This is a genomic window from Pseudomonas brassicacearum (genome assembly GCF_003732265.1).
In the GTDB taxonomy this organism is placed as follows: Bacteria; Pseudomonadota; Gammaproteobacteria; order Pseudomonadales; family Pseudomonadaceae; genus Aquipseudomonas; species Aquipseudomonas brassicacearum_D.
The window spans coordinates 35,438-48,546 of the sequence record NZ_MOBK01000002.1; the positions used below are offsets into that span (position 1 = coordinate 35,438).

Consider the following 13,109-nt stretch of genomic DNA (forward strand, 5'->3'; position numbering starts at 1 on the left):
TGTACCGGCCCCTTCGCGAGCAAGCCCGCTCCTACATTTGACCTGCGTTCGCAGGACCAATGTGGGAGCGGGCTTGCTCGCGAAGAGGCCCTGACAGGCGCTAAAAAACTAGAATCCCTCCAATTCCGCCATCAGGTCATTCAGTCGATCCACCTTCTCCTCCGTGATGTCATTCGCCGCTAGTCCATCAATGTACTCAGCCAACTCCGCCACCGTGCTGCACTCGAACATCGCCCGCAGCGGCACATCCCGTTGCAGCGCTTTCTGCACCCGCGACGCAATCTGCGTCGCCAGCAACGAATGCCCACCCAACTCGAAGAAGTTGTCGCGCACGCCAACCTTCTCGATCTTCAACACCTCAGCCCAAATGTCGGCTAGCGTCTGCTCCAGATCATTGCGCGGCGCCAGATAATCCTGGCTCTGCAACTGGCCGATCTCCAGCGCCGGCAGCGCCTTGCGATCGAGTTTGCCGTTGGCGTTGAGCGGCATGCGATCCAGCCACAACCAGTGCAGCGGCACCATGTATTCCGGCAGCTCGGCGCGCAGGCGTTGCTTGATCCGCTCCAGTCGTTCGGCCGGATTGAGCGCTGAATCAGCCGCGACCAAATAGCCGACCAGATGTTTGCCATTCACCCCTTCCTGCACCCCCACCGCCGCCTCGCGGACCTCAGGCTGTTCGTGCAGGCGCGCTTCGATTTCTCCCAGTTCAATGCGGTATCCGCGAATCTTCACTTGATGGTCAATACGCCCGACGTACTCCAGCACGCCGTCACTGCGACGACGGGCCAGGTCACCAGTGCGATACAACCGATCCCCCGGCGCCCCGAACGGGTTCGGCACAAACACCTGCGCCGTGCGCAACGGATCACTCACATACCCGCGACCGACACCGGTGCCGGCCACGCACAACTCGCCCACGGCGCCCAGCGGCACCAGTTCCAGCGCGCCATCGAGCAGGTACAAACGGTTGTTGTCGGTCGGTGTACCAATCGGCAAATAGCTGCCGCGCGTCGAGGCCAGGTCGACGCGGAAGAACGCCACGTCGTCCGAGCACTCCGCCGGGCCATAGGCATTCACCAAACCGATCTCCGGGTAACGCGACAACCATTGATGTGCCAGTTCCGGTGGCATCGCTTCACCGGTCGGCAGCATCCAGCGCAGGCCATCGAGGCTCATACGTTCGTGGGCGAGCATGCCCTGGATCAGCGACGGCACGCTTTCCAGCACGGTGATGCCTTGCACCGACACATGCGCCAACAGGCCCTGTGGATCATGGGCGATGGTGTTCGGCACGATGTCCACCCGCGCACCGAACAACGGCGCGGCGAGGAACTGCCAGACCGAAATGTCGAAGCTTTGCGTGGCGGTCTGGGCGACCACATCGGCATCGCTGAGGTTCAGGTAAGGCACCTTGCTCAACTGGTTATTGAGCATGCCGCGCTGCTCGACCATCACGCCCTTGGGCAAACCGGTGGAGCCCGAGGTGTAGATCACGTACGCGAGGTTATCCGGCCCGCTGTAGATCCCCGGATTGGCCACCGAAACAGTGCTCGCCTGCACCTCTTCCCAGACCAGCAACTTGGGTCGCTGGGCGCAACCGGACTCGTCCAGCAATGCCAGCGCCTGTTCGCGGCAGGCCTGAGTGCACACCAGCAACGGCGTGCGGCTCAGATCGATGATCCGGCTCAAACGTTGACTCGGCAGGCCCGGGTCCAACGGCAGGTAACCGGCACCGGCCTTGAAGCTGCCGATGATCATGCCGAGCAGATCGAGATTCCGTTCGGCCAGCAACGCCACTGGTTGATCCAGCCCGACACCGGCAGCGATCAGGGCGTGACCGAGGCGGTTGCTGCGCTGGTTCAGCTCGACATAACTGTGTTGCTGATCGAGGCAACTCGCGGCGATCCGCTGCGGATGCCGAGCGACTTGCGCTTCGAACAACGCGACATAGCTCTGCTCCAGCGGGTAGTCGTGTTCGCTCTGGTTGCAACCGTGGACCAGGAAGTCGTGCTCCTCGGCCCCCAGCAGCGGCAAGTCGGCCATGTCGCCATGGAACCCTTCGACCAGTGCCAACAGCAAGCGCTTGAACTCACCGAGCATGCGCTCGATGGTCGACTCGTCGAAATAACGCTGGTCGTAAGACAGGTGCAAGCCCAGGTCATCGCCCGGATAACACACCGCCGTCAGCGGGAAGTTGGTGTGGGTGCGGCCCGAATCCGAGGTCGCGTTGAGGCTTTGCGCACGGTCCAGCACCGACACTTCTACCGGGGCGTTCTCGAACACGAACAGGCTGTCGAACAGCGGCTGACCTTTAGGCAGTTCACTGTGTTCCTGAATGCTCACCAACGGCAGGTATTCGTACTCGCGCAGTTGCATGTTGCTGTCGAGCAAACCGCTGAGCCATTGGCGCACGCTGCAACGCTGATGGTCTTCGGGCATTTTCACCCGCAGCGCGATGCTGTTGATGAACAGCCCCACGGTGCGTTGCATCTGCGGCATGTCCACCGGGCGCCCGGCCACGGTGACGCCGAACAGCACGTCGCGATCACCGCTCAAGCGCCGTAGCACCAGCGCCCACGCCGCTTGGGCGAAGGTGTTGATGGTCAGCTGATGCGCCTGCGCCAGTTCACGCAGTTGTGCACCGTCACGGGCGTCGAGCCGGGTATAGCGGTCGCCGACGATCATGCCGCCGCTGTCGCCGGCGTGTTCGCGCAGGAACGGTCGATCGCTCGGGATCGGCGTGGTCCGTTCGAAGCCTTGCAGGTTGGTTTTCCACCACTGCCGCGCTTCGGCCAGGCTCTGGCGTTGCAGCCAGCCGATGTAGTCGCGATAACGCGGTGGCATGGCCAGTTGCGCTTCACGGCCTTCGCCAAGGGCGGTGTAGATCTCGAAGAAGTCATTCATCAATAGCGAGCGGCACCAGGCATCGATGAGGATATGGTGGTTACTCATCATGAACCAGTAACGCGCCGCGCCGACCTTGATCAAGCGCAGGTGGAACGGGGCCTGGTTGAGCAGATCGAACCCGGCCTCACGCTCGCTTTTCAGCAGCGCCTGCAACGTCGGCTCTTGCTCGGTGTCAGCCATCGAGGTCCAGTCGAGGTACTCGATCGGCGTGCTGCCCGGCTTGTGGATAACCTGCAGCATTTCTTCGCCGACGTTCCAGCAGAATGACGCACGCAAGGCTTCGTGACGGGCGATCACCGCTTGCCAGGCCTGGGCGAAACGCTGCGGATCGAGCTCGCTGTTGATGCGGTAGCGGTCCTGCATGTAGTAGAGCCCGGTACCCGGCTCGAGCAAGGTGTGCAGCAGCATGCCTTCCTGCATCGGGGTCAGCGGGTAGACGTCTTCGATCACGGCGGCCGGAACCGGTAGTGCATCGAGTTGCGTTTGCGTCAGTTTCGCCAGCGGGAAGTCCGACGGTGTCAGGCCACCCGCCTCGTCTTGCAGGCAATGTTCGATCAGGCTGTGCAGTTCACGTACGTAAGCGTCTGCCAGGTCGGAGATGGTTTGCCGATCATAACGTTCGGCGCTGAAGGTCCAGCGCAGCACCAGTTCACCACCGTAGACCTGACTGTCGACGCTCAGCTCATTGGGCAGCGGTGCGTGCTGATCATGGGCCGCGCCGACCGCTTCATCCAGCGGACGGAACAAGGCCTGCGCGCCAAAGCTCTGGTCGAACTGACCGAGGTAGTTGAAGGTGATCGGCGCTGCCGGCAGCCCAGCCATCGCCTGTCGGCACAGGTCGTCGGCCAGATAACGCAAGACGCCATACCCCAGGCCTTTGTGCGGCACGGCGCGCAGTTGTTCCTTGATCGCCTTGATCGATTCGCCCTGCCCGCCCATCGGCGTCAGTCGCAGCGGATAGGCGCTGGTGAACCAGCCCACGGTGCGGGTCAGGTCGATCTCGTCGAACAGGGTTTCGCGGCCGTGGCCTTCCAGTTGAATCAGCGTCGATTCGTCGCCGCTCCAGCGGCACAATACGCGGGCCAGCGCCGTCAGCAGCAGGTCGTTGACCTGCGTGCGGTAAGCGCTCGGCGCTTGTTGCAGCAATTGGCGGGTGTGCTCGGCATCCAGCCGAACGCTGACGGTGTGTGCATGTCGGTTCTGCTGGCCGCCCTGAGGACGCTCGCAAGGGAGTTCAACGCTTGGGCCGGCCAGTTGCGCCTGCCACCAGCTCAGTTCTTCGCGCAGGGATTCGCTGCCGGCGTAGGCCTGCAAACGCGCCGCCCAGTCCCTGAACGCACTGGTTTTCGCCGGCAGATTGACCGATTGTTGCGCGTCCAGTTGGCGGTAAACCGTTTGCAGATCATCCAGCAGCACGCGCCACGAAACGCCGTCGACCACCAGGTGGTGAATGGCGATGAACAGCCGTTGTTGTCCCTCAGGCCCATCGACCAACAGCGCACGCAGCAGCGGCCCAGCTTCGAGATCGAGGCTGCGCTGGGCATCGGCGAACAGCGCGGTGCAGGGGTCCATCGACAAAACATGGACTTGCCACAGCACGGGGACATCGGACACCGGTTGGTGCTCGGCGCGCCATTGCGCATCGGTTTGGCTGAAGCGCAGGCGCAAGGCGTCGTGCTGTTCGATCACTGCCAGCAGCGCTTGCTCAAGACGATGAGGCTCCAGCGTCACGGTCGGTTCCAGCAGCAACGCCTGATTCCAGTGTTGGCGTTCAGGGATGTCGGTATCGAAGAACCAGTGCTGAATCGGCGTCAGACGCGATTCACCGGTGAGCAAGCCCTGCTCGGCGGTGACCTGTTCGGTGCGGGTCGCCACCGCGGCCAGCGTCTGCACAGTCTGGTGCTGGAACAGGTCACGCGGGCTGAAATGGATGCCCTGCTGCCGCGCCCGGCTGACCACCTGGATCGACAGAATCGAATCGCCGCCCAGTTCGAAGAAGTTGTCGTTGAGGCCGACCTGCGCGACGTTCAACACTTCGCACCAGATTGCGGCCAGGATCAGTTCAAGTGCATTGCTCGGCGCCACGTACTGCTGACGATTTAGTTCCGGGTCCGGTGCCGGCAATGCACGGCGGTCCAGTTTGCCGTTGGCGGTCAGCGGCATGCTGGCCAGCAGGATCAGGTGCGTGGGCACCATGTAATCCGGCAGTTGGGATTTGAGGTGCGACTTGAGGGATTCGCGCAGTGCGGCTTGTAACGCTTCGTCCTGCTCGGCCACTTCGGTGACCAGATACCCCACCAGTTGCTTGCCGCTCGGTGCGTCGAGAGCCAGCACCACCGCTTCACGGATCGACGCGTGCTCCAGCAGGCGCGTTTCGATCTCGCCCAACTCGATGCGGAAACCGCGAATCTTCACTTGATGGTTAATGCGTCCGAGGTATTCCACCAACCCGTCGGCACGTTGGCGCACCAGGTCGCCGGTGCGGTACAGGCGTCCGCCATTGTTGGCGAACGGATCCGCGACAAAGCGCTCGGCAGTCATGCCCGGGCGCTGGTGATACCCCTGCGCCAGACCGGCGCCGCCGACGTACAACTCACCGGTCGCGCCTTGTGGCACAAGGGCCAGATCCGCGTCGAGAATGTAAGCCACCCGCGCACCGATCACGCTGCCAATCGGCACACTGCCCAGGCCTTCTTCCAGCTGTTCGGGCGCGAGACTGGCCAGCGGCATGACCACGGTTTCGGTCGGGCCGTAAGCATTGAAAAACAGGCTCGGCTTGAACGCTGCGCGAATTCGCGACAGGTGTTCGCCGGTCAGGGCCTCGCCGCCGGTGATGCACATGCGCACCGGCAGGGTTTCGTCCTGGGTCGCCAGCCATTGCGCCAACTGGCTGCCGTAGCTCGGGGTGAAGCCGAGGATGTTGATGGAGTGACGACGAATCAACTCGCAGATTTCTTGCGCGTCCCACTGACCTTGCGCACGCAACACCACTTGCGCACCGCTCAGCAGCGGCACCAGTAAACGCTCGGTTGCGGCATCGAAATTGATCGAATAGAAGTGCAGTTCACAGTCGTCCGGGCGCATGCCGAAGCGTTCGATCACCGCTTGGCAGTGCATGGCGATCTCACCGTGAGACACCACCACGCCTTTCGGTTTGCCGGTGGAGCCGGAGGTATAAATCAGGTAGGCCTGATGTTGCGGCAGGCTGATAAACGGCAGCTCGCTGGCCGGGTAATTGACCAGCCCGGCCGTGTCTTCTTCCAGGCACCAGCGCGCGACCGTTGTCGGCAACTCACCCAGCGCTTCGAACATTGCCGCATCGCTGAGCAACACACCGATGCCGCTGTCTTCGATCATGTAGTGCAAACGGTCCAGCGGATATTCCGGGTCCAGCGGCACATAGGCACCGCCCGCCTTGAGAATCGCCAGCAGGCCGATGACCATCTCCAACGACCGCTCAAGCGCCAGGCCGACGCGCACCTGCGGGCCAACGCCACGTTCGCGAAGCATCCAGGCCAGTTGATTGGCACGGCTGTCGAGTTCGGCATAGCTCAGGGTTTGCCCGGCAAAGGTTAGGGCCGGCGCATCTTTGCGGGCCAGCGCCTGCTCGCTGAACAGGTGATGAATGCACTGATCGAGGCGATGTTCGCCCGGCTCGACGCCAAGGCTATCGAGCAGGTGTTGCTGTTCGCGAGTGTCGAGCAACGGCAGTTCACTGAGGCGCTGTTGCGGGTCGGCCAGCAACGCTTCCAGCAGATTGCGCCAATGCCCGGCCATGCGTGCAATGCGCGGTTCATCGAACAGATCAGTGCTGTAGGTCAGGCAGCAACCGAGGCGATGATCGAGGTCGGTGACTTCCAGGTTGAGGTCGAACTTGGTCGCCCGCGCATCGTTGGCCAGGTACTCGACGGTCATGCCGGCCAGGGTGCGGCTCTGCTGGAATTCCCAGCGTTGCACGTTGCACATCACCTGGAACAACGGGTTGTACGCGGCACTGCGCGGTGGCTGCAACGCTTCTACCAAGTGGTCGAACGGCAGGTCCTGATGGGACTGGCCTTCGATCACGGTGTGGCGCACCTGCTCGAACAATTCACCGACAGACATCTGCCCGTCGAGTTGGCAACGCAGCACTTGGGTGTTGAGGAACGCACCGATCAGCCCTTCGCTTTCAGGGCGAATCCGGTTGGCTACCGGCGCACCGATGCGCAGATCGGTCTGGCCGCTGTAGCGGTAAAGCAGCACCGCCAGCGCGGCGGTCATGGTCATGAACAGGGTCAGACCGTTTTGCGCATTGAAGGCGCGCACGCGTGCCGCGAGGTCATCGCTCAGGTCGAAACGGAACAGTTCGCCTTGGTGGCTTTGCACCGGTGGACGCGGACGGTCCGCCGGCAGTTCCAACAGCGGGTGTTCACGGCCCAGTTGCGCCGTCCAGTAGTCGAGTTGGCGCTGACGTTCGCCGGACTCCAGCCACTGCCGTTGCCACACGCTGTAATCGAGGTAGTGCACCGGCAGCGGCGCCAGCGGTGATTCGCGGTCATCGACGAAAGCTTCGTAGAGCGCGCTCAGTTCCCGGGCAAAGATGTCCATCGCCCAGCCTTCGGTGACGATGTGGTGCAGGGTCAGCACCAGGTAGTGTTCGTGTTCGGCGGTCTTGACCAGGCAAGCACGCAGCAATGGGCCGGTTTCCAGATCGAACGGTGTGTGCGCCTCGTCGTCAGCCAGTTGCTGGACGCGTTGCTCGCGGACATCACCCGCCAGTGCGGAAAAATCCTTCCAGTCCATGCGCATTCCGGTTTGCCCATGCACCTGTTGCCGGGCCACGCCGTCGACGCTCGGGAACGTGGTGCGCAGGGTTTCGTGGCGCATGATCAGCGCTTGCAGCGCCGCTTCGAAACGCCCGACATCGAGTACGCCACGCAACCGCGCCATGCCACCGACGTTGTACGCCGGGCTGTCCGGTTCCATCTGCCAGAGGAACCACATGCGCTGCTGGGAATACGACAACGGCACCGGTTGGCTGCGGTCGACCGGCTCGATCGGCGGTTGCTTGTTGGTGTGGCCGCTGACCTGAATCTGCCGAACCTGCTCGGCAAACGCGCCCAGTTCACTGTTCTCGAACAACGCACGCAGCGGCAATTCGACGTCGCAGGCCTGGCGGGTGCGGGAAATGATTTGCGTGGCCAGCAACGAGTGACCGCCGAGGGCGAAGAAGTCGTCGCGCAGACCGATTTGCGTCTGGCCCAGCACTTTGCGCCAGATGCCGGCGACCTGTTGTTCCAGCGCCGTGACCGGTTCGACGTGTTCGCGCACTTGCCATTGCGGCTCGGGCAAGGCGCGACGGTCGAGCTTGCCGCTCGGGCTCAGGGGCATTTGCTCCAGACGCATCAGCTGCGCCGGGACCATGTATTCCGGCAGCTCGGCCGCCAGGGCGGTGATCAGGCGTGTGGTCTGGGCGTCTTCGGTTTCGCTGGTTTCTGTGGCGGTGTAGTAACCGATCAACTGTCCACCAACCGCCGTTTCGCGCACCAGCACCACCGCTTGCGCGACGCCCTCCTGCACCAGCAACCGCGCTTCGATTTCTTGCGGTTCGACACGGAAGCCGCGCAGCTTGACCTGCTGATCGAGCCGGCCGAGGTATTCAATCACGCCGTCGGCGGCCCAGCGCGCACGGTCGCCAGTGCGGTACAGGCGTGCGCCAGACTCGCCCAGCGGATCGACGACAAAACGTTCTGCAGTCAGCCCTGGACGTCCCAGATAACCACGCGCCAGCCCGATGCCACTGATGCACAACTCACCGGGTACGCCGGCTGGTACGGGGTTGAGGTCGCTGTCGAGCACGCGGCAGATGACGTTGCCCAACGGACGACCAATCGGCGAACGCTCGCCATCGGCCGTGGTGCATTGCCAGTGGGTGACGTTGATCGCGGTCTCGGTCGGGCCATAACGGTTGTGCAGTTGCACGGCGGGCAATTGCTCCAGCACACGGTTGCGCAGTTCTGCCGGCAAGGCTTCGCCACCGGAGAAGATGCGGCGCAGGCTGGTGCACTCAGCGGTGAGCGGTTCGTCGATGAACAACGAAAGCAGCGGCGGCACAAAGTGCAGCGTGGTCACGCCGTACTGCTGAACCAACTGCGCAATGCGATGCGGGTCGCGGTGTTCACCGGGGCCGGCCATCAGCAAACGGGCGCCGGTGATCAGCGGCCAGAAGCACTCCCACACCGACACGTCGAAACTGATCGGCGCCTTTTGCATCAGCACGTCGGTGTCATTCAGGCGATAAGTGTCTTGCATCCATTGCAGTCGCTCGGCAAGCGCCGCGTGGGTATTGCCGACGCCCTTCGGCTGACCGGTGGAACCCGAGGTGTAGATCACGTAGGCGAGGTTGTCGCCCTGTAAATGCAGCCCCGGCGCATGGCTCGGCCAACAGTCGAGGTTGAGCGCGTCCATGGCAATCACGCTGACGCCCTCAGTGGCCGGCAGACGTTCAAGCAATCCGGTTTGGGTCAGCAGCAATTCGACGCCGCTGTCGCCGAGCATGTAGGCCAGGCGGTCGGCCGGGTAGTCCGGGTCCAGCGGCACGTACGCGCCACCGGCCTTGATGATCGCCAGCAGGCCGATCAGCAATTGCGGCGACCGCTCGGCAGCGATGGCCACGCACACGTCCGGGCCGACACCTTTGTCGCGCAGGTAATGCGCGAGGCGGTTGGCTCGGGCGTGCAGGTCGGCGAAGTCCATGGCGCCAGCGTCCCACAGCAGGGCAGTGCGTTCCGGTGTCAATTTCGCCTGTTCGTTGAGCCGTTGCGGCAGCCATTGGCTGGCCGGCGTGCAAGGCGCAACGCTCCACGCTGTTTGCTGAGCATGCTCGCTCGACGTCAGCAGTTGCTGGTCTCCGATGGCGGTGTCGGGTTGTTCACAAATGGCGCGCAACAGATTGCTGAGGTGGTCGGCCATGCGTGCGATGGTCGATGCGTCGAACAGTTCGCTGGCGTAGTCAAAGGACAGGCTAAGGCGACCCTTTTGGTCTTCCTCGCTGTGCAATTGCAGGTCGAACTTGGCTTCGCGGCTATGCCACGGCAGCTCTTCGGCGAGCAATCCCGGCAGCCGGCGCAGTGCGCTCAAGTCCCGTTGCTGGTGGTTGAACATGACCTGAAACAGGCCTTGTTCACGAGCTTGCGGGAACGCTTCGAGCAGTTGTTCGAACGGCAGGTCCTGATGCGCCTGGGCGCCCAATGCGCTCTGACGGGTTTGCGCCAACAACTCAGCGAATGGTTGCTGCGAATCCACCTCGGCACGCAGCACTTGAGTGTTGATGAAGAAGCCGATCAGCCCCTGTGTTTCAAGGCGCGGACGGTTGGCATTTGGCACGCCGATGCGGATGTCTCGCTGGCCGCTGTAGCGGTGCAACAGACTCTGGAACGCCGCGAGCAGCAGCATGAACGGGGTTGATTCATGCGCCTGTGCGGTCCGGCGAAGGGCATCGCTCAAGGTCGCGTCCAGGTTGACGCAATGACGCGCCGCGCTGTGAGTGTGCTGTGCCGAACGCGGGTGGTCGGTGGGCAGATTGAGTGTCGGGTGTTCATCGCCCAACTGCGCTTTCCAGTAAGCCAGTTGGCGTTCACCCTCCCCTTGCGCCAGCCATTGGCGCTGCCAGCTGCCGTAGTCGGCGTACTGGGTCGGCAAGGCGGGGAGCGTTGCTGTTTGTCCCTGGGATGCAGCGGCGTACAGGCGCGAGAACTCGTCGGTCAACACGTTCAGCGACCAACCGTCGGCGATGATGTGGTGCATCGTTACCAGCAATTGGTGATCTTCATCGTTGAGGCGCACCAGCGTCACCCACAGCAACGGACCTTTCTCCAGATCGAATTGGGTACGCGCTTCGTCCTCACGGATTTGCTCGGCGCGAGCTTCACGTTCGGCGGCTGGCAGGTCGCTGATGTCGATCAATTGCAGGTTGAACCCGGCGGCGGCATCCACCTGTTGCAGCGCCACGCCGTCACGCTCGAAGAACCGCGTGCGCAGGGATTCGTGGCGCTCGATCAGCTGCTGGAAGCTGGCGCGCAACGCGTCTTCATCCAGCTCGCCGCGCAAACGCAATGCACCGGGAATGTTGTAGGCGCTGCTATGCGGATCGAGTTGCCAGGTGATCCACAGGCGGTTTTGCGCCAGGGATTGCGGCATTGCGTCGCTGCGCGACAACGGGGTGATCGCGCCTTGGGCCAGGCCGCCATCCTGTTGTTGCTGAGCCACTGCGCTGGCGAATGCGCCGAGGGTTGGTGCTTCGAACAACAGGCGCAGGTTTAGCTCCAGGCCGAGCGCTTCACGCAGACGTGCAACCACTTGGGTGGCGGCGATGGAGTTGCCGCCGAGCAGGAAGAAGTGGTCGTCGGCATGGATCTGTTTGACCTGCAATTGTTCGCACCAGATCTGGCCGATCAGGGATTGCAGCTCAGAAGCGGATTCGCTATTTGCTTCACGCTCGGTGGCCGCTGACGGAAACAGCGCATAGCTGTCGAGGCTGCCCTCCTCCCGGCGATTGCGGCACGCCGAGCGTTGCAACTTGCCGCTCGACGTCTTGGGCAGCGCTCCCGGATTCAGCAGCATCACCACGCTCGGCGCTTCTTGATACGCTTCGGCCACGGCTTGGCGGATGGCTTTGATCAGCGCTTCGGGCGGCAGGATTTTCTGCACGCTGCGGCTGATTTCGGCGGCGATGCCGATACCTTCCTGATCGTCAATGTTGACCGCGAATGCCGCGACGCGACCTTTGCGCACCACCTCCACTTCGCGCTCGATGGTTTGCTCGATGTCCTGTGGATAAAGGTTGTGCCCGCGAACGATCAGCAGGTCTTTCAGGCGCCCGGTGATGAACAGTTCACCGTCGCGCATAAACCCCAGGTCGCCGGTGCGCAACCAGGTCTGGCCGTTGTGCTGGACGAAGGTCTTGGCGCTGGCCTCGGGGTTGCGCCAATAGCCGAGGGCGATGCTCGGCCCGGTGGCCCAGACTTCACCGACAACGTTATCGGCCAGCTCTGTGTGCGAGGCCGGATCGACAATCAACACCGCGTGATCCGGCTGGCTGATGCCACAACTCATGATCGCGCTGCCCTCGCCCGGTTCCGCGCGGTTTTGTGCCAGGGCTTGATCGTCCACGCGCAAATTGCCAATGCCCTGGCCACGAGGGCTGCCGGCCACGAACAGCGTCGCTTCGGCCAAGCCGTAGGACGCCATGAAAGTGTCCGGGGTAAAACCGCATGGGGAGAATTTCTCGGCGAAGCGCTCCAGGGTGTCGAGGCGAATCGGCTCGGAACCGGAATACGCCACACGCCAGCCGCTCAGGTCGAGTCGCTCCAGCGCCGATTCGCTGACCCGCTCGCTGCACAGCCTATAGGCAAAATCCGGCCCGCCGCTGATGGTGCCGCCGTACTCGCTGATTGCTTCCAGCCAGCGCAGCGGCCGGCCGAGGAAGTACGCCGGCGACATCAACACGCACGGCACGCCGCTGAAAATCGGCTGCAACAGACCGCCGATCAAACCCATGTCGTGGTACAGCGGCAGCCAGCTGACGATCACGTCGTCAGGGTTCAGATCAATGCCAAAGCCGTGGCGAATCAGTAATTCGTTGGCCACCAGATTACCGTGGCTGACTTGCACGCCCTTGGGCAATGCGGTGGAACCGGAGGTGTATTGCAGGAAGGCGATGTGGTCGTTTTCGAGGTTCGGTTCAACCCAGCGATCCGCCAGTTCAACGTTGAGGGTATCGACGCAAAGCAATGGCGGCGCGCCTTCGATCTGCTGCAACGCGTCGCGCAGATCGGCGCTGGTCAGCAGCAAGCGCGGCTCGGCATCGCTGATAATCGACAGCAGGCGCTCCTGGTGATGACGCTTGGCCGACTCCGGCGGATAGGCCGGCACCGCGATCACGCCGGCATACAGGCAGCCGAAAAACGCGGCGACGTAATCCGGGCCACTGGGAAACAGCAGCACCGCGCGATCGCCAAACTCCGCCTCGGCTTGCAACGCGCCGGCAATGGTTCGCGCACGCTGATCCAGTTCGCGATAGCTGAGGACTACCGCCTGATCCGGGGTGTCGGCAAGAAAACGCAAGGCCACCCGATCCGGCGTCAGGGCCGCACGGCGCTGTAGGGCTTGGACCAGTGTGCTTGGGAGTTCGAACGCGTCGGTCATGAGGTTTCCTGCCTGAT

1 protein-coding gene is annotated in these 13,109 nt (G+C 62.9%); it reads right to left on the bottom strand.

The genetic code is table 11. The annotated features are described in order from the left end of the window. Positions 1-108 precede the first annotated feature (108 nt). The gene (locus BK660_RS06265; protein WP_123432592.1) at positions 109-13,092 is read right to left on the bottom strand and encodes a non-ribosomal peptide synthetase; all 12,984 of its coding nucleotides are present in this window, start codon (positions 13,090-13,092) and stop codon (positions 109-111) included. Positions 13,093-13,109 lie beyond the last annotated feature (17 nt).

Excerpts from the sequence above, each read along its gene's own strand:
- BK660_RS06265 (WP_123432592.1), bottom strand. The coding sequence starts at position 13,092 with ATGACCGACGCGTTCGAACTCCCAAGCACACTGGTCCAAGCCCTACAG.